The 24,255-nt window shown below is 64.2% G+C and carries 20 protein-coding genes, 1 tRNA gene and 1 pseudogene; 15 read left to right on the top strand and 7 right to left on the bottom strand.

Annotated elements, in window-relative coordinates; all coding sequences use genetic code 11:
• The first annotated feature begins 10 nt into the window (after positions 1-10).
• From C6Y44_RS04215 to C6Y44_RS04280, 14 genes and pseudogenes are all read left to right on the top strand, one after another.
• On the top strand, positions 11-4,753 hold the full coding sequence (locus tag C6Y44_RS04215) for a tape measure protein (RefSeq protein WP_192378681.1): 4,743 nt from the start codon (positions 11-13) through the stop codon (positions 4,751-4,753).
• Between the two features lie 5 nt (positions 4,754-4,758).
• Positions 4,759-5,712 (top strand): hypothetical protein, encoded by a 954-nt coding sequence (locus C6Y44_RS04220; protein WP_192378682.1) that lies wholly within the window; start codon positions 4,759-4,761, stop codon positions 5,710-5,712.
• Positions 5,713-5,722: 10 nt separating this feature from the next.
• A complete protein-coding gene (locus C6Y44_RS04225) occupies positions 5,723-6,868 on the top strand; it encodes a Gp37-like protein (RefSeq protein ID WP_192378683.1) in 1,146 nt (381 codons plus the stop codon).
• Between the two features lie 22 nt (positions 6,869-6,890).
• Positions 6,891-7,445 (top strand): annotated as a pseudogene (locus C6Y44_RS04230) (Gp37-like protein); the annotation flags it as partial.
• A gap of 16 nt (positions 7,446-7,461) precedes the next feature.
• Positions 7,462-8,115 (top strand): phage gene 29 protein family protein, encoded by a 654-nt coding sequence (locus C6Y44_RS04235; protein WP_192378685.1) that lies wholly within the window; start codon positions 7,462-7,464, stop codon positions 8,113-8,115.
• Positions 8,116-8,151: 36 nt separating this feature from the next.
• Complete coding sequence (locus C6Y44_RS04240) at positions 8,152-9,258, top strand: hypothetical protein (RefSeq protein ID WP_192378686.1); 1,107 nt, start codon at positions 8,152-8,154, stop codon at positions 9,256-9,258.
• A gap of 3 nt (positions 9,259-9,261) precedes the next feature.
• Complete coding sequence (locus C6Y44_RS04245) at positions 9,262-9,732, top strand: phage holin (protein WP_192378687.1); 471 nt, start codon at positions 9,262-9,264, stop codon at positions 9,730-9,732.
• 24 nt (positions 9,733-9,756) lie between these two features.
• A complete protein-coding gene (locus tag C6Y44_RS04250; protein WP_192378688.1) occupies positions 9,757-10,173 on the top strand; it encodes a hypothetical protein in 417 nt (138 codons plus the stop codon).
• Positions 10,149-10,493, top strand: a complete 345-nt coding sequence (locus tag C6Y44_RS04255; RefSeq protein ID WP_192378689.1) for a hypothetical protein — start codon at positions 10,149-10,151, stop codon at positions 10,491-10,493. The genes C6Y44_RS04250 and C6Y44_RS04255 overlap by 25 nt, the downstream gene beginning before the upstream one ends.
• Positions 10,490-11,221 (top strand): hypothetical protein, encoded by a 732-nt coding sequence (locus tag C6Y44_RS04260; protein WP_192378690.1) that lies wholly within the window; start codon positions 10,490-10,492, stop codon positions 11,219-11,221. The genes C6Y44_RS04255 and C6Y44_RS04260 overlap by 4 nt, the downstream gene beginning before the upstream one ends.
• Complete coding sequence (locus tag C6Y44_RS04265; RefSeq protein ID WP_192378691.1) at positions 11,218-12,096, top strand: hypothetical protein; 879 nt, start codon at positions 11,218-11,220, stop codon at positions 12,094-12,096. The genes C6Y44_RS04260 and C6Y44_RS04265 overlap by 4 nt, the downstream gene beginning before the upstream one ends.
• Before the next feature lie 63 nt (positions 12,097-12,159).
• The gene (locus C6Y44_RS04270) at positions 12,160-12,576 is read left to right on the top strand and encodes a hypothetical protein (protein WP_192378692.1); all 417 of its coding nucleotides are present in this window, start codon (positions 12,160-12,162) and stop codon (positions 12,574-12,576) included.
• Positions 12,577-12,589: 13 nt separating this feature from the next.
• Entirely contained in the window at positions 12,590-13,021 is a 432-nt protein-coding gene (locus tag C6Y44_RS04275) for a hypothetical protein (RefSeq protein ID WP_192378693.1), read from the top strand.
• 16 nt (positions 13,022-13,037) lie between these two features.
• Complete coding sequence (locus tag C6Y44_RS04280; RefSeq protein WP_192378694.1) at positions 13,038-14,771, top strand: hypothetical protein; 1,734 nt, start codon at positions 13,038-13,040, stop codon at positions 14,769-14,771.
• Positions 14,772-15,828: 1,057 nt separating this feature from the next.
• Here C6Y44_RS04280 and C6Y44_RS04285 read toward each other — a convergent pair.
• From C6Y44_RS04285 to C6Y44_RS04295, 3 genes are all read right to left on the bottom strand, one after another.
• Positions 15,829-16,236 carry a hypothetical protein gene (locus C6Y44_RS04285; RefSeq protein ID WP_192378695.1) on the bottom strand — a complete coding sequence of 136 codons (408 nt, stop codon included), beginning with the start codon at positions 16,234-16,236 and terminating at the stop codon, positions 15,829-15,831.
• A gap of 1,405 nt (positions 16,237-17,641) precedes the next feature.
• On the bottom strand, positions 17,642-18,658 hold the full coding sequence (locus C6Y44_RS04290) for a P63C domain-containing protein (RefSeq protein WP_192378696.1): 1,017 nt from the start codon (positions 18,656-18,658) through the stop codon (positions 17,642-17,644).
• A 709-nt stretch (positions 18,659-19,367) separates the two neighbouring features.
• Positions 19,368-19,520 (bottom strand): hypothetical protein, encoded by a 153-nt coding sequence (locus tag C6Y44_RS04295; RefSeq protein WP_192378697.1) that lies wholly within the window; start codon positions 19,518-19,520, stop codon positions 19,368-19,370.
• A 930-nt stretch (positions 19,521-20,450) separates the two neighbouring features.
• Here C6Y44_RS04295 and C6Y44_RS04300 point away from each other — a divergent pair.
• Complete coding sequence (locus C6Y44_RS04300; RefSeq protein WP_106199178.1) at positions 20,451-21,707, top strand: IS701 family transposase; 1,257 nt, start codon at positions 20,451-20,453, stop codon at positions 21,705-21,707.
• A gap of 342 nt (positions 21,708-22,049) precedes the next feature.
• Here the strand turns inward: C6Y44_RS04300 and C6Y44_RS04305 are convergent, their stop codons facing one another.
• The 4 genes from C6Y44_RS04305 to C6Y44_RS04320 form a co-directional block, all read right to left on the bottom strand.
• Positions 22,050-22,838 carry a DUF2637 domain-containing protein gene (locus tag C6Y44_RS04305; RefSeq protein WP_192378698.1) on the bottom strand — a complete coding sequence of 263 codons (789 nt, stop codon included), beginning with the start codon at positions 22,836-22,838 and terminating at the stop codon, positions 22,050-22,052.
• Positions 22,838-23,005 (bottom strand): hypothetical protein, encoded by a 168-nt coding sequence (locus C6Y44_RS04310; protein WP_192378699.1) that lies wholly within the window; start codon positions 23,003-23,005, stop codon positions 22,838-22,840. Before C6Y44_RS04310 ends, C6Y44_RS04305 begins: the two co-directional genes overlap by 1 nt.
• Complete coding sequence (locus C6Y44_RS04315; RefSeq protein WP_192378700.1) at positions 23,005-23,904, bottom strand: replication protein; 900 nt, start codon at positions 23,902-23,904, stop codon at positions 23,005-23,007. Before C6Y44_RS04315 ends, C6Y44_RS04310 begins: the two co-directional genes overlap by 1 nt.
• A gap of 272 nt (positions 23,905-24,176) precedes the next feature.
• Positions 24,177-24,249, bottom strand: a tRNA-Lys gene (locus C6Y44_RS04320).
• Positions 24,250-24,255: the final 6 nt, after the last annotated feature.

Here is a 24,255-nt window from a genome sequence, read left to right on the forward strand (position 1 = left end):
TATGGCCGGCATGGAACTAGCCACGGCATATGTGTCCCTGGTCGTGGATACCAAGGGCATGTCGCGGGAGATCGATCGGACGCTACGGGCATCAGGCGCGGCCGCCGACCGCGCGGGCCGCGACATGGGCGATCGGATGTCGTCCGCGCTCGGGAAGACACTCAAGGCTGGCGCGATCGGCGCGACCGCAGCAGCCACCACCGCCGCGGTCGCCGGGATCGGCACCGCGCTGAATAAGGGCTGGCAGCGGCTCTACGCCATCGACGACGCGCAAGGCAAGCTGACAGCGCTCGGTCATACTTCGCAGTCGACCGCGAAGATCATGGAGTCTGCCCTCGCTTCGGTGAAGGGAACCTCGTACGGACTCGGTGAAGCCGCCACGATCTCTGCATCGGCTGTGGCGGCCGGTATCGAGCCCGGCAAGGAATTGACCAAGTACCTGTCGTTGATCGCGGACACCGCGACCGTCGCCGGTGCGCCCCTGGAAGAGATCGGCCTGTTGTTCAATCAGGCCACCACCAAGGGCAAGGTCTACACGCTGCAGCTCAACCAGCTCGCGCAGCGTGGCATCCCGATCTACCAGTACCTCGCGAAGGAACTCGGGGTCACTCAGGAGGCCCTGTCGGACATGGTGTCCGAGGGCAAAGTCGACGCCGAAACCTACCGGCGCGCGATCGAGAACAACATCGGCGGCGCGGCGACCGCGGCGACGACCGTGTCCTCGCAGTGGGCGAACACCATGGCCGCGATGGGCCGTCTCGGTGCCGCAGCTCTCGAGCCGACCTTCGGTCGGCTGACGGGCTGGCTCGGGTCCGGCATCGAGGGAATCGACGACCTGACCAATCAGGTGAAGCCCCTTGCACAGGCGCTCGACGCCAAGGTGTTCGAAGAATGGGGGCCGAAACTCGCCGAGGCATTCTCGGCGCTTCGTGACAATGATCTCGCGACGGACTCGGTGGAACGCCTGCAGTCTGTGTTCTCGGATCTGATGTCGACGGCGGAGGTCCTGTGGCCATCGGTGCGGCAGATCGGGGAGTCGTTGCTTGCGGCGACCGCGGCTACAGGCGTGTCGACGTGGCAAATCTTGCTGTCGACACTTGAGGCAGTTGCCCCCATCCTCGATTCCGCTCTGGTGCCGGCGCTGCAGCTGGTGGCGTCGCTGATGGAGGACAACCAGTGGGCCGTGACAGGGCTCATGTTGGCGTTCGCGGCGTTCCGGACGGTCCCCGCTCTGATGCGTCCAGTTGCGGCGGGCATCGCGTCGGTCACGTCCGCCGTGTCTGGTGCACGTGCCGGAGTCGCGAACTTCGGTGGAGCGGTGCGGGACTCGTACGCGTGGGCCAGGCAAGCCAACCCCCAGATGTCGGCGTTCTCCCAGACCGTGAAGGTGGCGGGTGTGAATGCGTCGGCCGCGTTCGGTTCGATTCGTCAAGGCGCGTCGAATGCAATCGCTGCAATGGGTGGGCTTGCAACGCTTGGTGTCACCGCCGCCCTGATTGCGATTCCCCAGTTGGTCACCTCTGCGAAGAACTGGGACCGGCAGGCCGAGATCAGCAGAAGCGCATCCGATGACGTTGCAGAGGCGCAACGTCGGATGGCGGAGGCATTCAATGATTCTGCCGGGAAGATCGACGACAGCGTGTTCTCTGAGGTCTCGACGCAGGCCGAGTTGCTGATACAGGAAATCGAGTCTCTCGCAGAGTCCGGTCCGGGATTCTGGGATGCGTTCACTGCAGCTGGCAAGGATATTGCAGCGCCCTTCCAAGGGGAGTGGTGGACGGGCACCGAGGAGTACGACGAACAGGTTCGCGTTGCTGAACAAGCGCAGCGGACACTGGCCGCGCTCAACGATCTCGGAATCGGCACTTCCGAAGTTGCGCGTGCTATCGCCGGTGGTCAAGGTTCCTGGAACTCGTTCATCGGCAGTCTGCGCGCCACTGGAGAGGTTTCCGAGGACACGATCAGTCACCTGGAAGGTCTTCGTCGCACGGTCCTCGATCAACGTGAAGCAGCGAAGAGACTGTCCCCGGGAATCATGGAGTTGTCCGACCACTTCGCGACCCTTGCGGATACAGCATCCACAGCCGACGACAAGTCGAGCGCTCTCAAGCGCACTCTCGACATCCTCGCAGGCGGCACGCCTGATCTGAACGACGCGATGCAGGAATACAACGAGATGGTACGGGATGTCTCGGAGGCGACCGCTGATGTCTGGGACAAATCGAAGGGTTGGGCACAGGAACTCATCGGCGAGAACGGCGTCGATACGGCCACTACGAACGGAGCGAAGCTCCGTGACACCTTCCTGGAAATCCGTGATGCGACCGCCGATGTTGTCGCATCTGGTGGCGACTTGGACGCCAGGCTGGCACAGAACGACGAGTTGTTCCAGAGACTCGCCACGTCGACGGGGTTGTCGATCGACGAGATCATGCGGCTCGCAGAACTCGAATCCTATCTTCCTGAGGTCTTCGAACTGGCCGTGCGGATTCAGGGTGCGGAGGACACCGAGTCGCAGCTGGCGGCGATCGGCACCTATATCGATCAGGTCCCGGACAAACCGTTGGTTCTCAACACCGATGGCCTCGAGAGTGCGATCGACAAACTTCGCGAGTACGGGTTCGAGGTCGAGGACATCGGCAACGGACAGGTCAAGATCGATATCGACGATGTCGAGGCGAACACGAAGCTCGACGAGTTCATCGCGGGACTTGAAGGGCTCGAGGACGTCGAGGTAATCCCCGGCGTCGACCTGGACACGACGATGTTCGATGCGAAGGCCGACACCGTCGACGATGTGATCGCGCTGTTGCACGACCAGGTCGCGGAGGCTGAAGCGGACCTGGTCATCACGAAGTTGCAAGAGGGCAAGGAGGTGTCGCTCAAGGAACTTGCCGATCTGTCGGAGAAGACCGCAGATCCTGAGGTGTACCTCAAGGATCTGCAGAAGTTCCTTGCGGACGCCGGCCTCGTCGAGCGAACGATCGCCGAGCTGCCGAAGACGCACGACGTGCAGATCCGGTTCACCGAGACCTACGCGGCTGCGCGCGCAGCGAACCCTGGTTTCGTCGGCCCGCTTGCGGTGCCGATGCATGCGACTGGTGCTCGACTCCCGACGACCGGGCCGGGGACGGACCGAACCGACGGAATCCTCGCCGCGACCAGAGCGGGAACGCCGGTGGCCTGGGTCGACGGCGGCGAATGGATCGTCAACTCGCGCAGCTCGGAGAAGTACAACGGGCTCCTGGCTGCGATCAACCGTGATGATCCGCGTCTGTCGATGCTCCCCGCATTCGCAGACGGCGGCCCGATCGTCCAGTCGATGGTCCGTGCCGTCCAGCGTCGCTTCCCTGGCATGGAGTTCACGTCGGGGTTGCGGTTCACGGACAACGGATACCACTCGAAGAACCAGGCCGCGGACTTCTCGAACACCGGGGCGGGGATGCCCTCCACTCCGGAGATGCGGGCTCTCGCAGCGTGGATCGCCGACAACTATGCCGGTATCACGCTGCAGCTGATCCATTCGCCGTTCAATCGGAATATCGGTCAGGGGCAAGGGTTTGTCGGGGATGGCGTCGGGTTCTATGGGTCCGGCACGATGGCCGAGCATCAGGACCACGTGCATTGGGCTGTCTCGCAGGAGGTCGGTGAGCCGACCGGTTCCACGCCGATGGGAATGGAACCGCCATCGGAGTGGACCGAGAAGGATGAGCTCGCCCTCGAGTCGGCTCGGGTTGCCGTGCTGCAGGCGATGGAAGCTCGTGACAAGGCGTATGCCAACGAGAAGAAGTCCGACGCGGACCGGCAGCAGGCCGACATCAAGGTGGCGCAGGCCGAATTGAAAGTTCGGGAGCTCGAGAAGAAGCGGGACGGTGAGGGTGGCGCCGCGATGATCGTCACGCCGGCCCCCGAGCTCGAAGGTGAGATGGACGAGGACAGCCTCGCTGTCCGCCGCGCCGAGATCGCCATCCTCGACGCTCAGCTCGCGCGTGACAAGGTCTATTCCGATCCGGACTCGACGACGATCGACAAGGAGAAGGCCGACCTCGCAGTTTTCGAGGCCCGGAACAATCTCGACACCACGATCGAACGGATCGAGGAACGCGAGGAGAAGGACAAGGGCACCGGCAAGGACGGGTGGACGACCGAGACGCTGCGTGACCGTGTCGCGTCGTACGGCGCGCAGGTCGCCGGCATCATGTTCGACTCTGCGCTCGAGATCTTCGGTATCGAGTCGCGGTGGCTGGATATTCCGTGGCCGAAGTACGAACTCGGCTCGGCGAAGGACGGTAAGTCCAAGAAGAAGTCGAAGGAGAAGAAGCCCGAGATCATCGGGTCCCGTCAGGGCGACGCCGCGGATGGTGAGGGTGCGCATGCGCATCCGCTCGCGGGGCTGCTCGGCTATGACGGCCTGCAGGACTTCGCGGGGAAGCTGCCTGGCACGGGCACTCCGAAGTGGATCGAGGATCTTCTGCGGAAGGGGCCGAAGGTCTACGACTCGGGTGGCTGGCTCAATCCGGGTGATATCGGAATCAACCTCGGGCGTGATCCTGAGCCGGTGTTCACGCCGGCCGAGTTCGACAACATCGCGCAGATCGCCAATCTCGACTCGCTCGAACCGGCAGCGCCGACGTCGTACGACTTCTCGATCCAGATCGTGCAACCGACGTTCGCGAACGAGTCCCGGATGATCCGGTCCGCCACCGATGCCCAGCGGCGCCAGATGATGCGTTATGGAGGGAGGATGGTGTGACGTCGATGTCACTGCCTCGTGGCATGACCATCAACATCCACGGCCAAGACGATTCCTTCTGGTGCGTCCACGGCCCCGGCGCCGGTGCCCAGGGTGTCACTCTGGGCAAAGACCAAGTCCAAGGGCTGTTCTCGGCCCCGGTCCGCACCGCATGGGCGGCCGGGGCCCGCTCGGACGGCGGCGTCATGAAGGGCAAGTGGCACGACTGGCGCGACCTCGCCCTCGGATTCAACATCACATCCCAGGGTGTACGTCGCGGCAGCCAGCAGGACATCGCGTCGCGATTCCGTGAAGCCTTCGGCTACCGCGAGGACGAATGGGACCACGACGCGCACCTAGCGAAGATCGAGGTCATCACCCCGTCGACGACGCGGTGGCTCTACGTCCAGATGTACGAGAACGAAGACTTCGATCCCGGCATCGACCCGCTGCTCGCCAACTACGAGAACCCGATCATCCCGCTGCGCGCCGGCCAACCCTTCTGGGAAGAAGAGGACCTGGTCTACGAGTGGTCCACCGACAAAAGCTCCGACTCGGGCGAGATCAAGGTGCGCAACCCGACGCACCAGCCGATGAAACAGGAGTGGGTCGTCACCCGCGGCGACTGGATTCTGCCGGACGTGTCGTGGGAAGGGAAGAAGTGGAACCGGCGGCCGGGTGTGTCGAAGGCGACCGGACGTGACGATCGCAATCGTGCGATCCCGCTGCCGACGATCGGTGCGCTCGAAGGCATCGGTCGGGTCAGCCTCGACACGACGCGAAAGCTCATGATCCGCGACGCCGCGGACACGAACCTGCTCGGCCGGATGCCGATTCCCGGTATGCGGTTCAAGTACGTGATCCCGCCGTGCACGCAGGAGCAGACGCTGCCGGTGTCGGTGATGAACGCACCGGTCGGCGGCGCGAAGGTCAAGATCTATCTCCCGCGCCGGTACGAGCACCCCTACGGCACCAAGTGAGGAGGTGGCTATGTCGGTAATCGACTTCGACCTCTCGCTCGACGAACAGATCGAACAGGGCCTGGCAGCGATCCAGGCGATCGAGGAGGCAGAGCGCCTCGTCCGGGAAGTTCCCCCGGAGGTGCTGCTCCACGACGGCGAGATGCGCCTGCAGCACGTCGTCGAAGCCGAATACTCCTGCCGCGCCGACCTCGTCGAGGCCGACACCGGACAGATCGAATTGAAGCATCCGTTCGATCATCCGACCGGGCAGTGGCTGTTCGACGAGTACGGGCGGATGTTGCGTGGTGAAAAGCGCAACGTCAACATCACGATCGAGTACGCCGAGTCCCGGATCGGCGGTCTGCTCGATCACGTCGAGCTCGAGTTGGACGAGGAGACCGGCGACCAGGTCGTCAAAGCGGTGTTCCAGTCCGACTACGAGCGGCTCAAGTGGTATTCCGTCTGGTCCAACCCCTGGCTCAGCGAACACGTGCAGTTCCCGCGCGTGTTCATCCTCCCCGGTCCGATTCCATGGGTGCTGTCGGTGATGCTCGACCTGCAGCTCCAACGCGAGCGTGGGTCGACGTGGGCGATGCCCAACGATCCGATGGACCCGAACCAGCGCACCGATCTCGACCAGTCGACATGGTCGATGGTCGTCAAACCGATCTCGTTCATGGAATCGATGGCGGCCGGCCACCTGTGGGGGATCGGCGCGTCGCGGTTCAAGAACTACCACGACGTCGCCAAGGCGATGATGCAGGACGGCGAGATCACCCCGAAAGTCGAGGTGTGGTTCGAGGGCGATCCCGAACCGTGGCCCGGCGCGAACCTGCGTCACGGCACGCGGGTCGTGTCGTTCGAGGACAACTCGGGTCGCTACACCGGTACCGCGACCGGCGGCACCGTGTGGGACGGCCTGATCCACACCATCACCCAGTTCACGCAGGACTTCATCGACTCGACCGAGTCGCTGGTGATGGACACGACGATCCCGCCGGAGTACTACGAGCCGGGCAACAAGGAAACGAACGCGTCGGCTCCGTTCGCGATCTACGAGGACACCGAGGATTCCGGGATCCAGAGTTACCGCCTGCGGAAGACTCCGTCCAAGGGAATCCAGATCGTCACGGGAGGACACTCGATGCCGGGGGTCGTCTGTGCCCCAGCCTAAATAAGGTTGGGGCACAGACGATCCTGTCAACGAACTAATTTCGGCGACCGTGCAGATGATCGGGGATCTCACCGCGATGATCCCCGGCGCCCCGCCGGTCGGCGGGGTGGCCGAAGCCATCTTGCGCCCATTCTTCGAAGACACGCTGCTCGCCTGGATGGTCGCGAGGAGCGCTGCACGAGCGAACAACTCGGGATGGACTCGATACTTCGAGTACTTCCAGGAAGGTGCCGGCAAGGCCTACACCATCAGTGCCCTGATGGTGCTACGCGCCGGGTTCTGGGCGACGCGTTCGTTTGCCGCGCACGAATTTTCGGTGCGCGACGCGGCACCGTACCTCGTCGGGCAGAAAGGCCACCTGTGGCTCGGCAAACGCGGTGGATACACCATCCGCGGCGACCGCTCGTACCGGATCTACATGGACCGCGTGTCCAAGGTGTCCCTGTCCTGGTCTCGCGAAGAGGCCGTCGGATGGACCCTCACCTTCGGCGACGACCGGGCTCTGCAGGACCCCGTCGCCCGCGCATGGGAACAGATCGAAGCGTTCGTTTCGAGCCTGCAACAAGTCGGATTCTGACAAGGAGAACATTCGCATGTCCAAGCCGTCGACCACTGCAACCAAGCAGGCCCGGCAGATGAAGACCTTCACCGACACGCTCGGCAAGATCGGCGGCAAGACATTCGACCAGTGGCCGGCGTGGGAAGGCAAAGGCCTACCCACCCGCGAAAACTGCGACCTGACGAATCCACGGCAGGCGCTGCTCTGGACGTTCACGGCCATGCCGGGCGTCCAGGGCGCGCCGCTGCCACTGCCCACCGAGTACTGGGAAATGGTGTCGTGGCGGCAGTGGATGCTCGGCATCCGGCCCGTACGCAAACCGAAGCTCAAATACCAAGCGCCGCGGCACATGACGGCCGACCGCTTCACCGCAGCCGGCCGCTGGGTGGACCCGTCCACCCCGGACCTTCCCCGAGCAACGATGAAAGACCTCGTCTCCCAGCTCGGGCAAACCGACAAGGCCGACCTCAAAAAGACCCTCCTCGAGGAGTTCGGACTAGACGGCACACCGAAGGCCGAAGCCCCGGACGGATACCTGCAGGTGTCCGACCTCGCGCGTCGTCTCGAGGTCGACATCGACCAGCTCGTCGGCGTCCTCGACTCCTTCGGCATGAAAGTCGAGCCCGCCTCCTATGTGGGGCAGGGCGTCGCTGACCGCATCATCAACCATCTCGGACTCGACGACTGAGGCCTTGCGGCACCTCGTCGAGGAGAGGACATACACATGCGTACCTTCTCCCGCGCCCAGGTCGACGCGACCCGGAAATACATCTGGTCGAAAGACTGGCTGCCGTACCACTACGGCGGCAGCGGCAACCCCGGCGGTGACTGCTCGTGGTTCGTCTTCGCGGTCGCCGCGCACATCCAGGGCATGAAGGCCAACCGTCGCTACGGCTCGACGGAGAACTGCAACCGGCCGGATGTCTACGGTGCCGTCGCGACCGGTGATGCCGCTCCGCTCGGCTTGATCCATGCCCGTAGCAAGGCCGAAGTGCCGGCCGACGCGCTGCTCAAGCTCGGCTTCAAGCACGGCGGCGGTGGACGTGACTCGCACACCTCGGGCACGTTCGATGGGCTGAACTTCGAATCGCGCGGCATGTACCGCAACCGGTCCGGTCATGTCGTGGCCGACACCGCCCGTGCGTGGAACGACCCGCTGTATCACGACTTCTGGTACCTGCCCGCCCGTGTCGGCGTCGCCGACCCGGACGACTTCCCGTTGCCCGCCGGCTGGTACTACGGGCCGCGGTCCGGGCCCGAGGAATCCGTCTCGGGTGAGGCCGGTGAACCGGCCTATCAGATCGACGGCATCAAACACCTCCAGGCCAAGCTCGGTCTGCCGCAGACCGGCCGCTGGATCGACGCCAAGGCCGCGATCGTCGCGCTGCAGAAGACCGACCCGTCGCTGCTGCCGGACGGCACCGTCGGCCCGAAGACCTGGGCGCTGATCATGCGCCAAGGCGCACCCACCCCCGCACCCGCACCTGTCCCCGGAGGAACCGTGCCCGAGCTCACCTACGAACAGCACGCCGCCCTGCAGTGGGGTCAGCCGCACGAGGTCCGGCAGATCTCCGACGCGGGCCGTGAGTACGTCCACGTCAAGGACGGCGAGATGTGGGGCCGCGCCGGTCTCGCCGACGTCTGGAACGAGGTCGTCTACGACGGGTTCCTCTCCCACGTCGACGGCGACGACCGTCGCGGCTCGCTCGTGTTCTGGGCCCTCGAGGCCCACCGCGAGTCCGTCGAAACGAGGCGGCTTGTCGAGTCCCTGCAGGCCCGTTTCGCGTCCGGGGATACCAGCCAGCAGCCCATCACCCCTCTGGAGGACTGAACCATGTCTGTTCTCGACCGCATCCGTTCCGCCGTCCCTGCCGAAGCCCGCGAACGTCTGTACGTGATCGCCGCGGCTGCCGTGACGATGCTCGCCTCGTGGGGCGTCGTCGACGCTGCCGCCGTGCCCGCCTGGGTCGCGCTCGTCGCCGCGGTGATCACCCTCGGATTCGCGATCCTGCATTCGACGTCGACGGTGCGCACTGCCCTGTACTCGCTGTTGCTCGCCGTCCAGGGCGTTGCGCAGCTGTACGGCATCCTCACCGAGACCCAGTGGGCGTCGATCGGTGGCTTCGTTGCCGCGGTCCTCGGCATCACCGTTGCAGCAGCGAAGACCCCGACCCCGATCACCGCTGACGGCATTACCGCAGCAATCGGAACGGGAGTCGACAGCGGCCTCACCACCGAGACCACCGAAACCATCGATCTCGACTACGACGACGGGGCACCGTCGCCCGGCGGCGCGGCCAACTGACCCGACCACCCGGAAGGGCAGGACATGGTCCGCAGAATCGCTCTTGCCGCGCTCGGAGTGTCCTCGATCGTCCGAGGAGCGTCGTACCTCGGACCGCACTCTCCGAATTCGGCACCCCCGCAGCTGGCGTTCGTCGACCAGGCGATCCCGCTGTCGGGGTACGCGATCGGATGGACCGCGACGGGAGTGTTCGCTCTCGTCGCGGTCCTGTTCCGCCACCTCCAAACGGCAGTCCTGTCGTTCGCAATCTTCTTCAACCTGCTCTGGGCGCTCAGCTTCGCGCTGTCGTGGGTCGTCCTCGGAGTCCCACGGGCATACATATCAGCGACCTCGTATCTGGTGATCGCCATTCTCGCGCTCTGCGTAGGGGTCCTTTACGAGAGGGTGACGCTCCCTGACCCACCCGAGGGGGGTGCATGTCGGCAACCCAAGGGTTCCTGATCGGCCTCGGTGGTCCGATCCTCGCGGCGGTCGTCGCGTGGATCGGGCACCTGTGGATGCGCAGATCGAATCGGGAAAGCAACACCACGGCCGACTGGGCGGCCTACGCAGAAGCCAACTCGCGCGACATGGCGGCACTGCGCACCGAGATCAGCAGACTCAACGAGCGCGTCGACGAACTCGACAGACGACTGCGGCACGAGCAACGAATCAGCAGGGCCGCAATCAGCTTCATCCGCGTCCTGCTGCGTTGGATCGATGAGCACGTCCCGGGGCACGCCCCGCCGGCGGCCCCCGACATTCTCAGGGAGGAACTGTGACCGCACCTGACGGCGGAATCCCCGAAGGATCGCTGCTGCCCGGCCTGTTCCGGGCGATGCAGCTGCAAACCGAAGATGAAGCCCTTGCCGGCGCAACCGGCGGGGCCCTCGGCGGATTCCAGGAAGCCCAGGAGTCCTACTGGGCGTTCGAATCCGAACTCGCCGACACCGCCGAGGAAACCCGCGACGAGCAACTCGACCTGAACGAACGAATGGATCTGCTCGAGGGCGTCAACGGGTACTGCATGACGTTCATGTCGAAGAACTGGCTGATTCCGTCCCAACGGAAAGTCGTTCTGCCGTTCGACACCCAGCTCGGCCCGAACGTCGGCGCCTCTCCGTTCGAGGGTGGGATCCGTCTCGACACGAAGGGACTGTGGCGCACCGACTTTCTGATCGGCTGGGAAAAGTCCCCGCCGGGCAATCCGTGGTCGGCCGGTATCTACCTCGAGGTGTACAACCATGTCGCCGATACCTCGTACTCCGAGTCGCTGTTCGCGATCGTCGTGACCCCGGCCGGCCACGAGACGGTCGCGTTCTCGAAGACCTTCGTGATCCCCGCCGACGACACCTACATGGTGCGGGCCCATGCCTGGCAGGGCACCACGACCCAGCGCCGCGTCTTCGGTGGCACGACCTGGTCTGCACTGTCGGTGAACAAGTGGTCCAACAACACCGACCACAACATCGACATCCCGGAGGCACCCGACGGAGGAATGTTGTCATGACGTCACCGGACGGTGCGATTCCGGATGGATCACTCGCCCCCGGGTTGTTCGCGGCGGCACAAGCCCAGACCGAGGACGACGCCAAAGCCCAGATGACGGCACAGCCCGTTGGTTCGTTCGTCAACGCGCAGGACATCTGGAAGGCCGCCTGCCAGCGCCAACGCATGCTCCTTGCTGAGCTCAAGGACGGGCAACTGGCGCTGCGTCACCGGATCGATCTGCTCAACGAGGTCTCCGCGTACGGATCCGCGGTGATGTCCCACACCTGGAATATTCCGTACTCGAAGTGGTGTGTGCTGCCGTTCGATACCCAACTCGGACCAGCGAAAGGGCTTGCGGTGTCGAGGAACGGCCCCGAGACCGGGTTCCTCACGTTGAAGAAAGGCGGGCTGTGGCGGGTGGACGCGTTGTTCGCGGTCACCGGCTACTCCATCGGCCTGAACTTTTACCTCAATCCGAACGGCGTGCCGGTGTTCTACAACACCTACTCGCCGATCTTTCCGCGATTCCTGATCGAGGTCGTCGACTCGTCCGGTGCGCTGATCACCGCCGGAGAACACCACCTGGTGTCGGATCTCGCACTGCACCAGAGCGGTCTACTGGGATACACGAACGCCTCGAGGTCCGGTGCGTTCTCCAAGACGTTCGTGCTCCCCGAGATGCCACCGGAAGACGAACCCGGCGCGGAGGAGTACTGGGTCGATGTCCGTCTCGCGGTCCGCTACGAGCCGATCTACCAGGGCGTCATCTCGGACACCTTCTGCCAGGTCCTCGGCGGCACGCAGTGGTGTTCGCTGAGCGCGACCCGCTGGTCCCGCGATTCGACCCATATCAACCACGCCGACACCGTCCCCGACGGCGGCGTACTCGGATAGGAGCACGATGTTCACCTTCCTCTGGTTCCTGTTGTGGCAACTGCTGATCGGGTCGGTGATTGCATGACCGTCCTGACCGCCAACGTTCGGGACATCGCCGGGGTCGACGACCGCACGATCTTCACGTTCGAGATCCCGACAGTGCGTGGTAGCACCGACGGCGGTGTCGTCACCGTGCGCCAGTGCCGCTACGTTGCCAGCGATGGTGTCCTGACCACCGACGACCTCGAACCCGGACCCGCGGTCCTACGAATGTCATCCGGACTTCCCGCCGAATACCGGATCACCATCCCCCACTCGGCTGAACCCGTGCAGCTGTGGCCGCTGATCGACGCGGCCACGCCGCCAGACGAGTCGGTCCTGTGGGGCACCGGTTACGTCCGCGACGCCGGTGGTGTCGCACGAGTCCGCGCGGTACCGGCCGCAGACTATCCGGGTCTGGCGAAGGACCCGGCCACCTACTACATCCTCTTCGAGTGAAAGGCCTTCGACCATGGCACACACCGCAAAGCTGTTCGGGTTGGTGTTCAAGTCCCTCGCGAACAAGGAAATCGACTTCGATTCCGACACGTTGAAGGTGATGCTCTGCACCAGCGCATACACCCCCAACCAGGACACCCACCAGTACAAGTCCAGCGTGACCAATGAGGTCACCGGCGCGGGCTACACAGCGGGCGGGGCAGAACTCGACAACGTCACCGTCACATACGATCCGGCACTCAACGCGCTCGTTCTGGACGCCGACGATGTCACATGGCCGTCGTCCACGCTGACTGCTCGGCACGCTGTTGTCTACGACGACACCCCGGCCACGAACAAGCCTCTGATCGGGTACATCACCTTCGAGGGCGATATCTCGTCCACCAGCGCACCGTTCCAGATCGTCTGGAACGCGTCCGGCATCGCCCGGTTCACCGCAGCCTGACCCGAGGGGAGGCCCGATGCCGATCTTCCAGAACGGCAAGGCGCCGGTAGCGATGCGCTACATCGACCCCGCTGGCGTGGAACACCATGTCGTGGCCGCATACCTCGGAGATCGACTTGTGTGGGATGGCACCGTCCCTGCGTCGGTGACCGCGCCCCGCATGCACGGGGCCGGCGGCGTCCCTCTCCCGTCGGTGTGCGCGGCAGCAACTCTGGACGCACCCATTCTGTCCGGGACCGGCGAGATGCTCGTTCCGCTGCCCGGTGGGGGCGGTGGGGTGAGCGTTCCACTCTTCGCTGGCGATGCCGACGTACTCGAACCGCTGATCGGCGGCAGCGCAGCTATCCGGCCCAGCCCGATTGAAGGGACCGGAGAGCTGCACGAGCCGGGCATCGGAACGGAAGTTCCGGGCGTCGTAATCGTCCCGACCGCTACCGGTGCCGGATCGATTTCCACACCGACGGTCCGCGTGCCGGCAACGATCGAGGCGCCGGTGACGGAAGGTTCCGGCATCGTTTCCGAGGCGCAGGTCACTGCAGGGGCGGCTCTTGCCGTTCCGTCCGGATCCGGTACAGGAGAGGTCCTCACCCCCACGGTCACCGCGGCGGCACTCGTGGACCTGCCGCTGATGGCGGGTTCCGGCGCGATGCCGATTCCGACACACGCCGCTGGTTATTCGGTCGAGGTACCGGCGATGGAAGGTAGCGGCGAAATGCTGGTGCCGAGTGTGGAGGCAGCGAACCTCGTGCCGGCGGGCATTGTCAAGTCCGGCACACAGTCGCTGCCGTCGTCGAACAATTGGCACCAGGTCACGGGATGGGTTGTCGACTCCGCCTACCCGGACACCACCTTGTCGTCCAATGCGATCGTCGTCGACGGGTCCGGTTCTGCGGTGCTGTCGGCGGCGGTGGCGTGGTCGCAGGCGAACGGTAACCGGCAGTGCCGGATCAAGGTCAATGGCGTGGTCGTGGCGACCTCGGCTGCGACGACCGGGACACCGACGATCACGGACTTCGAGATGTCTCTCGCACCGGGCGATGTCGTCACGCTCGAGGCGTACACGACGACAGGGTTCAGTTTCGCTCGCGGGATCGCGGTGTCGGGAACGTTCCTGCGGCTCGCCGCGGTGGTCCCGATGTACCTGCGTGCACAGGACACATTCGACGGCGACGGGCCGCTGTCGTCGAACTGGATCACCACCGGTGGGGGCGTGCTCGAACGTGTCAACGGGCGCCTCGACGGGACGAACACCCCGTCGGTGCCGCTGTCGTACGCGTGGTGGCACGAACCGATGCCGTCGGACACGCAACAGGTCGAATGCGTTGTCCGGTGGGACGGCCGCAACCCCGAGCACTCGGCGTGCGGGCTGGTGGTCCGAGCGGATCCGTTCCAGGACCCGGTGACCAATCCGGGCGCGCAGTTCGGTGTGCAGTTCTCGTGGACGCGCGGCATCATGGCGCTGTATTACGAGGACTACGACGCTCCCAACGGATTCGTTCCGGTAACCGGTGTGCCGCAGTACGTCACCACGAGCAAGTTCCCCGAGGGCGCGGTCGTCACGCTGCGCGCCGAGGGCAACCTGTATACCGCTCGGGTGAACGGCGTGATCATGCTGCAGGGCACGGTCGCCAGTTCGGTGATTCCGTTCTCGCGGCGGTGGGTCGGTGCGACGATCCAGAATGATGAGCTCGTCTCCGGCGGTGGCGGTCCTCCTGGACGTATCGACGACTTCCGGGCGTTGACGCCCTGAACACCGACATGTGCCCCACCTCGACGGAGGTGGGGCGCATGTCTTATTGGGCTGGCAGTTTTTGTTGTGCCGGGCGCTGTGTGGTTTCTCGAATGAGCGCCGCTGGGGCCGATCTCATTGGGTGTTGAGCTTTTCGCGATGCTTGTTCATCTCGGCCAGATGAGAATCTCGGAGCTATGGCGATCAGGTCTATGGTTGCCGATGGAGCGACAGGATCAGACTGATGATTAGGAACAGGAGGGTTCCCGTCGCGGCGGTCATCTTGACCGTTTCCGCGACGCGGTATCCGTATTTGCATGCTGCAAGGTGAACAGAGTGAATGCCGGCGCACAGTCTGGAATAGTCGCCGAATGACACGATCGCCGTCGATGTGGTCAGCGTCGTGAACGACACCGCGGCCAGAGCGAGACCGACTCGTGTTGCCAATTGCCGGCCTCGGGCGAAGACACTCGGTGTCGCGCCGGAGCTACCGAGCCGGCTCATCGGCGTCGAAGTGGAAGGTGCAGGGAAACCCCCGGTCCTCCGATGGAGGCCACGGTAGGGCCGGAGTCGGGAGCTGCTGGCCGGATTGGTCTGCCGCTCTGCTCGCAGTGAGTGTGCCATGTCCGAATTATCCATTATCCGGATGGTTCGTTACCTTCGCTTGGTGTTCGGACGGGACGAAACCTGCCGAAGCGTGCACCCCTCCTGGCCGGAGATCCGAACTGCCGCGATCGGGCTGTCGTCGTTATCGTCTGTGTGGCTCGAGTGGTCCCTCGCCCTGTGTACCACAGGAGGGAAGTGTGGTTACGGGACGAAGCATCCCCGCCGGTCGTGGGGATATGACCGGCGGGGATGCGGTCGCCGCGTAGTGGAGCGACGACCTGGCGGGTCGGCGACAGGGGGTTGTTTTCGACCCGTTAGGGACGGTACTGCAAGCTTCAATATTCGGAAAGAGCTTCGGCGACTGGTCGTCTGGCCCAACGACCGTGCGTAGACAATATCGGTCTACCAACTCAGTACTGCCCAGACGATTGCGACGATGGCGGGTCTGTGTTTGTTCGGCGACAGTGCGGTGTCAGGAGGGTTCGGTCGTGTGGTCGTGCGTGTCGGTGGGGTGAAGTGCCGGAAAGCGGGAGGTGAGGTTGCCGATCTGTCGGTGAAGCTCTTTCAGGTTCTCGATGAGCGCACGTTTGAGCTGTCCTTGATCGGGATCGACGGCGACCGCATGAGCGCTCACGTGTTCGAGCGTTTCGATTCTGATCGTGATGTCGTCGATCTCGCGGTGCAGCAGATCCAGCAGGATCCGGCCTTGGGCTTCGTCGGGAGGGCGGGTGAATGTGTCGACGTGCTGTCCCATCGGGTGTGCGTCTTTCTGCCTGTGCGGTCGGTCGCGCCGCTGTTGTCGTCGGGGAGGGGCCGCCGGTCTGTGGTCGGCGGCCCCTCGGTGGCGCTGGCGAGGATATTCTGCGGTTGCTCTCGCCATACCTCCCGCTGTTGCTGTGCCTGCCCCGCGGGTGAGCTTGACGCCGTGTCCGATTATCGCAAAACGGACAGCTGTCGCAAGCGCCGGCCGGCCTCAGGCCTGGGCGTGGTGCCTTCGCGGGGCGGGTTACACCCGACATCGCGACGGCGGACAGTGCGCGATAGTGTCGAGGTCGTGTCGTGATTCTGCCCCCGGCGTCACGGGCACAGAAATCGCCTCCACGGTCTGCGCACGGTCATGTGGAGGCGATTTTCGTAGGTGCATCGGGCCGGTCTGCTCGATCCCCCAGCGGCCGAGCGGACCGGCATCATCCACAATGCCACGCCCACGCCGGGGAAGGGTGTGGTTCCACCGCTCGAGGGAGTGGTGAGCGGTGGGACCTCCGGCCACAGCGCAGGGGGATGAGTTGTGACCGGATGCGTGGCGGTCCCGAGGTGGAAGGGGCCGCCACGGACCTCACGGTACTGCAGAACAGGATGACGCGAAACCCGAAACCTTGTGTCGTGGTTGGTTTCACGCGCGGTCTCGCCGGGATTCATCTCTGTCGTCCGGTGGCGGGGGACTTTCGCGGTCCTCGCGGGTGCGGATGACGCGCCCGGCGATGAGGGCCACGATTACGGACAGTGAGAGCCATGCGATGGCCAGCCACAACAACCAGCGCATATCGTGATCAACGACCGATCGGCCGCGATGTTATCGATCAAATCAGATTTCACCTGAGGACTCACCCGCAGCTATGCGATGAAGCGTCGAATGTAGCCCGGCGGTGGAGGTCCCCGGAGGTGTGGACGACTTCCAGCCGTTGACGCCTTGAACATGCATGGCCCACGTCTCTGGAGGTGGGTTGGTGTGTTTGTGTGATCGCAGACGTCGTGAGGTGGTGATCTCGCACGATGGCCGGTGCGATGAAAGATGCCACCAAGGATCGCTCCGATGTCGCGCACGAGCTGGTTGTGCTCGGCGCGGTCCTGCGTTGCGCGCTAGTCTTGAGATCGCGCCGTGTTCCGCCTCCAGCGTCACGGCGCCGAGATCGCCTCCACTGCTTGCGCAGGCATGTGGGGGCGATTTCATGTAGCGCCTCAAATCAGCCTGCTCGATTGATTCCGGTGTGCCACGGATGGATCATCCTGGTTGTGGGACGAGGCAGCCCCGCCGAGCAGCGGAGGGGCCGACGGGGCTGCGGCCACCGCGCAGGGGGGATAGAGCGGTGGCTCGTGGGTCGGCGACAGGGGATTGCCGACCCCGGGGGAGGCTACTGCAAGATTCAACATTCGTAAAGCTTCCGTAGTGAATCTTAGTGATCAGCTTGAGCCGCAGTTCTTGCATTGCACCCCCGTGATGCATAAGCGCATAGACACACAACTGCGCCCCGCTCTGCAAGGAAGGGCGGGGCGCAGTTGTGGGGTCAGAGACCGGTCTTGGAGTCGTACTCGTACTGGATCGGAATGGTGTCGCCCACTCTGGGATGGATGGCATCCAACTTGGTCTTGAAGTCGTCCCAGTCTGTGCTCAGCTTCATCAGTGTCACTACTGAGCCGAGGTGCTCACGCAACTTGGGATACCCGACATTCGTTGTCAGCTTCTGAAACAGCTTGTCCTTTGGCCGCCCAGAATCGGAGCGTCGCTGTACCCGCTTCAACTCTTCGAGCACGCCGGGAGCGAGGCGCTTGTAGACGATATCGTTGGTGAGTACGCCGAAGTATTGAGGCCGGCGGACCGTGGACTCGGGGAACGACAGCCCGCGCAGACGGAAGATCTCCCGGTAGTAGTCCTCGGGGAAAGTCCTGACCCAAGCCTGGAGTTCCTTCGCCACGTACGTCTCAAGGATCTGCTCGAGCGCGTCCTTCGCGCGCATCTCCTGGTATCCGGTCGCCTCATCGACGAGAGCGATGATGCCTACGCGAGCAAGGCCTCGAACGAGGATCTCAGCCTTCTTCGCGACATGCTCCTGGTTCGGAGGAAGGACACCGTCCTGCCTCGCCATGAGGTATATCTCGCATACCACCGGGAGGAGCTCGGCCCGGTAGCCGCGCGCGCGACCGCCCCGGGGGAGCGTGAAGGCGATCGGCTTACTACCTTCGATGATCTCGTCGGTGAGATAGTTTCGGATGCTTTTGGTTTGGAGGAACGGCGGCAAAGGTTCATCCCCCGATGCCGGGCCGCCGCCGCGGGGATGCCGCCCTATGGCTTGCATAAACGATGCTTGACTGACGACCCGCGTGCCGTCTTCGAGTACGTAGCACTCGATCTCGGCATCCCCGATCTTCAGAGGCTTGTCGGGAGATCCGCAGACGGCTTGGACGACGTCCTGGGACCAACGTTCCTTCGCGGCCTTTTTGGCGATCTCGCTGCGCTCACTCGGGCTCAGCTTCGCTGCGCGTGCTTGACCGCCTCGCGCACGGCCGGTTTTCGGATCAGACAAAAAGCCCCCTATGGTCGATGCTTGCTCACTATGCTTGCGGCGAGCTGGTACAACTCTACCATGCAAGCATTATTTCGATTGATGCTTGCATTGCGCAGGAGTCTTGCGGTTCTCTAGGGCAGAGCCATCGCGATTGCGAATGTCTGCAGGTAAAGGCATCAATCTGGGTGCGAATTCCCCTGAAATGTGGCTGCATCGCGACTGCGCTCAGTGACAGGGTGCCACTCCCGCCAAGACCGTTACGAGACGGCATGCCTGCGGTACCAGCAGGAGCCCCGTAACGCATCCTTATGGGCCGAGGCAGCCCCGCTGGCCGCGGGGATATGACCGGCGGGGCTGCGGCGCCGCCTTGTGGTGGAACGACGACCTGGCGGGTCGGCGACAGGGGGTTGTTTCGACCCGTTAGGGGCGGTGCTGCAAGCTTCAATATTCGGAAAGGGCTTCGGCGACTGGCCGTCCGGATCAACGGCGGTGCGTGGACAATCCCAGATCTACCAACGCAGTACTGCCCAGAGGATTGCGACAATCGCGAGGATGGCGGTCAGGACCAATCCGCCGATCGGAGCTCTCGGGTCACCGAACAAGGGTTCGTCCTCATCCCATCTCCATCGAATTCCCTTCATGACTCGATGAAACCGGGACTATCCGGACATCGCAACTGTCCCTGCGGCCTTGTGCAGGTGGTCGTGCATCAGGGAGAAGTAGAAAGCTATTCAAGCCCGCGACGTTCGATTTCTTCCTGGCAGTCCCTGATTGAACGGACAATGCCGTCGATCGTGTTGTCATCGGCGTCTTCCTCGGTGGCCGCGAGAAGCGCGGCGCGCAGTCCGAGAACATAGGTGAGGAGCTCATCGTTGTTCATGCTTGTCGGGGATGTATGCACGGGTCGAGCATGAGCTTGGGGGCGTGCAGATTTCAACCTTTTGCTGGGTTGTCCTGCAGCGTGTAGTTCAGAGAATTCTCGGCTTTCGGTATGTCCGATGCGAGCTTGATGGGGCGGCGATGTATCAGGTGTGCGCGAACGGCTACCGGGTAGGTGGCATAGCGGTGTGGTGCCGGAGTGCTTCGTCATTGCCCCTGCCCGACACGAGGTACTCCGGCATTTGAGTATGACAGCTGAAGTTGTCACGGTGAGAGTCTGCCGATCCGGGGTAGGAGAGTAGCCCCGCCGTCAGGGTGTGAGGGAGCCGTTCGGCGGGGCCGTTGTCGCCGAGCGGGCCGGCGACTTCCCGTCACGATAGCGGACGGTGATCTTGTTGTGTGGTGGCCGCTGAGAGGCTTTGGCAGCAGAAAATCTATATCGGTTCAGTAACGGTCGGCAGGTGGATGCTGTGCAAGCTCGCCATTCTCGGGGGTAAGAATTGGGAGGCGGTTGTCTCCGAGGTACACACTGCCTGAGAGGTGATGGATATGTACGGATGGTTGAAGGCTGCTCCAACGGCAGTGCTGCGAAGGGCGGAAGATCTGGCAATAGATCAGGCGCAACGGCACTTCGAGGAGGGCCGAGCGCAGGATGCGTTGGAGGAGTACAGAATCGCCCGAGTGTTCGGATGTGAGCTGAACCGGCGCGGGAATCGCTGACGGTTCTCGTTCGCGGCGGCGGGGGAGGGGCTCCGTTTCGTCCTCCCCCGACAGAGGGCGAAACGGAGCGTTCTCCTCCCCGGTAAGGAAGGCTCAGGGTGTGCTTAGAATTGTATCGGAATAGGAACATGATCTAGTAGGGCTTTGTTAGGTTCACCACTTCTTGTTGCGAGGCCTCGAGATTCGGTGAGGTTTCCGAGACGATGGCCGGGTGGATGCCGCAGCCCTGGCCGATATTGGTGAGCGCCTCGATGCGTTCGTCGAGCAGGTGTTCTCCTCGCTCAAACGCAAGGATCAGCGGGCGACGGCCGGGATATATACGCGGGGGTTGATGCTCGACGGGCGCCGCAAGTCGATGCAGCCGATGGCCGACCGCCTCGGAGTCGATCACCAACGCCTGCAGCAGTTCGTCACCACCTCCCCATGGGATCCGGTACCGGTCCGGAAAACACTGTCCCGCAAAGCGTGTGATCTGATCTCGCCGGATGCGTGGGTGATCGACGACACCGGATTCGCCAAGGACGGCAATGCCTCACCGTGTGTGGCCCGGCAGTATTCGGGCACCTTGGGCAAGGTCGGCAACTGCCAGGTCGCCGTCAGTGTGCACGCCGCCACCGATACCGCGTCCGCACCCTTGGATTGGCGGCTGTATCTGCCCGAGAGCTGGGACGATCAGCGGTGTGACGATCCGGAGACGGCCTCGGCGATCATCGCTCGCCGGCGACGCAACGCGATTCCCGACGAGGAGCGCTATCGCACCAAGGCAGTCATGGCCCTCGAGATGCTCGACGAGCTGATCTCGTGGGGCCGGACCCCACCGGTGATCGTCGCCGACGCCGGCTACGGCGACTCGGCCACCTTCCGGCAGGGCCTGACCGACCGCGACCTGACCTACGTCGTCGCGGTCAAGGGCGCCACCCTCGCCCACCCGGGCGATGCGGTGCCGGCCACCGCCCCGTATTCCGGCCGCGGCCGGCCACCGACCCGGCGCTACCCGGCGGCGGTGACCTGCAAAGATCTTGTCCTGGCGGCCGGCGTCGAAGCACTGACCGAGATCCCCTGGCGCCGCGGCACCAAGACCGGCCCGGCCAATCCGGCCGCGGCGATGCGCTCACGCTTCGTGGCACTGCGGATCCGCCCGGCCAACCGCACCATTCCCCGCGACGAGGGCGGCGTCCTGCCCCAGGCGTGGCTGCTCGCCGAATGGCCGGCCGGAGCGGCCGCCCCCACCGACTTCTGGTTGGCCACCCTGCCCGAGGACACCCCGCTGTCGGAGTTGGTGCGTCTGGCCAAGATCCGTTGGCGCATCGAACACGACTACCGGGAACTGAAAACCGGTCTCGGCCTCGATCATTTCGAAGGGCGTTCCTGGCTCGGCTGGCACCATCACGTCACGCTCGTCACCGCCGCGCACCTGTTCCTGACGTCCCTGCGGCTGACCGACCCAAAAGCGGTCGGGCGGGACTGACCCTCTACGGCATCGTGCGCGAACTCCAACGCGCACTGGCCTATTGGATCGGCACCTGCCCGACCTGCCACCACACCTTCCCAACCTAACAAAGTACTACTAGAAGAGCGCATTCAATTAGTTTTGATGCATGTCACAGTTCCGTTAAGGAAGTTCACCCCCTGCTTCACCCCAAAAGTACCCAGCTCGATCGATATCCTGGTCGGAGGTGGTGCACCCCCGACGCGCCACCTCTCTCTGATCACCCCCGCCGTCCCCCGGTGGGGGTGATCGTTTTTCGTGCCCGGGGCGGCCGCGCTCGCTGCGTAGTGTCGTCCCGCTCATGTCGTCTGATGCCGTGCGTCAACTTGCAACGGGCTCTGGGGTGAGTGTCGCGCGATGCGCGGTGACCCAGCGCTGCACTTTGTCCTTGGAGACACCGAGCTCGGCGCCTGTCGCACGGACCGTCTTGCCTTCTGCGATGACGCAGTGGATTGCTCGGGCGCGCAGCTCTGCGTCAGTCGCATCGGACGTGCGTGTCGCGGCACGACGGACTTGTCGCGTCGCAGGTGCAGGTGCAGGTGCAGGTGCAGGTGCAGGTGCCGTAGCGTTCGCGACAGGTGTCGCGGGTGCGACATGGAGCTGGGTGACCGGTCGCGATGTCGCGTCGCGCTTGGTGTCCTCGTCGAGCGGTGCGCGGATAGGCTCTGGTTCGCTGTCACGGACGGGTGCTGTCGCGGTGTCGCTGTCCTGTCGCGCGAGCAGGATCGTCAGGTGCACCGCAGCCAGGGTGACGAGCGGCGGCAGTACGGCGATGCCGACGCCGATGGGGGAGCCGGTGAGCTGCCAGGCGTGGATACCGTTGCCTGCGACGGATGCGACGGTGCCTGCGACGAGCAGGAACCACGAGTAGGCCCGTGCGACGCGGTGTCGCGCGACCGCGGCCGCGACGGTTGCGACGACGACCAGGCCGTCGACCGCGACGGGGATCATCCACGCTTGATCGGCCGGCACCTCGTATGCGACAGCGAGCTCGGCGATCGCGGTGAACGACCGCCAGAAGCTGGTGCCGGCCACAGCCGCGGCCGCGAGGGCGGCGAGGGTGACCGCGACGTTGTTGCGCGACGGCACCATGAGACGGGGCAGGGTCATCAGTGGGTCCTTCCGAACGTGTCGTACAGGCCCGCGCACAGGGTGACGAAGGCGTCACGGTAGGCGTCGGCGAAGGTGTCGATGCCGTCCTCCAGGAGGCGGCGGTGTGCGATGTCGATGTGGATCTGGGAGTCGGCGATCAGCGCGGCGAGGGTCTGGTCGTTCATCACGCGGCCGCCCGGCCGTGCGTGCATCGCTGGGGAGGATCGATCGGCGCTCCTAGGTCACCGAGGACCCAGGCGTACTCGTCGCACAGGTCGCAGTCGTCGATCGGTGAGGGTGCGTGCAGCTGCGGGGGCGTCGGCGTGAGGCGGGGCGGGGACATCGCCTTCCACAACCGGATCCAGCCCTGGGCATACAGGGTCGGGTTGTCGTCACGGTGCATGGCTTTCGCCCGGTCGGCCAGAGCCGCGGCGCCGTGCTGGTCGATCAGCTCGAGGATCTCGGCTTTCTGAGCGGGCTTGACGTAGTCGAACGATCCGAGCAGACCGGCGCTTCGGCAGGCGGTGATCAGCTCGGCGTAGTTCGTCTCGAGCCGGACGAGTTCTTTGCGGGCATCTTCGGACAACGACACCGTCACCCCGGCCACCTCGACAGGTGACATTTCGGTGCCCGCGGTGTTGTTGTTTGTTTCAGTCCTGGGTGATCGGTTCTTTGTAAAGACGCCCGTCTTTCCGTCACGCGGACGACCGGAGTTCGATTTCCTGGTCGTCGGTTCGGGAGACGGATCGCCGCCGAGGAGGGGCTCTTCGTAGACGGTCTGGATGGTGTACCACCGTCCACGTTCGTCCTGGACCTTCTCGCGCACGAGGTAGCCGTGGGTTTCGAGCTCGCGCATGCAGGTGCGGACGGCGGTGCGGCCTTCGACGTCGGACTGCTCGGCGATGGCTTCGGAGCGGATGCGCCAGTCTTCGGGCTTGGAGAGCAGCCACAGCAGGATGCAGCGGGCGCGGAAGCTGAGACGCTTGTTGTTGAGCAGACGGTTCGAAACGATGGTGAAGTTATCGGCCAGACGGGGGCCGCGTCGGATACCACCCTGCGGCTGGGCATGGGTATGCTGAGGCACTGTCGAACTCCTTCGCAGTTCGGCCACGCCCCGGGAGTGTTCGCGCACTCGCCGGGGTCCATTCATTTGGTTGTGAGCGCATCGTGGCACAGGGTTCGACGCGCTGTCCATCACGCGCAAGACACGATGCGTCACCCATGAAGACCCTCTGAGAGGACTGCCCGCCGCCCAGGAGGCCGGCCGCCGAGAGAGTCGTGTGAGGTTTGGCACATCGTTGGCACATACGAAAACGGCCTGGCGTCCTCCGAAGAGAAACGCCAGGCCGTCCGCGGTGCCCCCAGTAGGGCTCGAACCTACGACCTGCGGATTAAAAGTCCGTAGCTCTACCAACTGAGCTATAGGGGCATGGGC

Source organism: Rhodococcus rhodochrous, assembly GCF_014854695.1.
In the GTDB taxonomy this organism is placed as follows: domain Bacteria; phylum Actinomycetota; class Actinomycetes; order Mycobacteriales; family Mycobacteriaceae; genus Rhodococcus.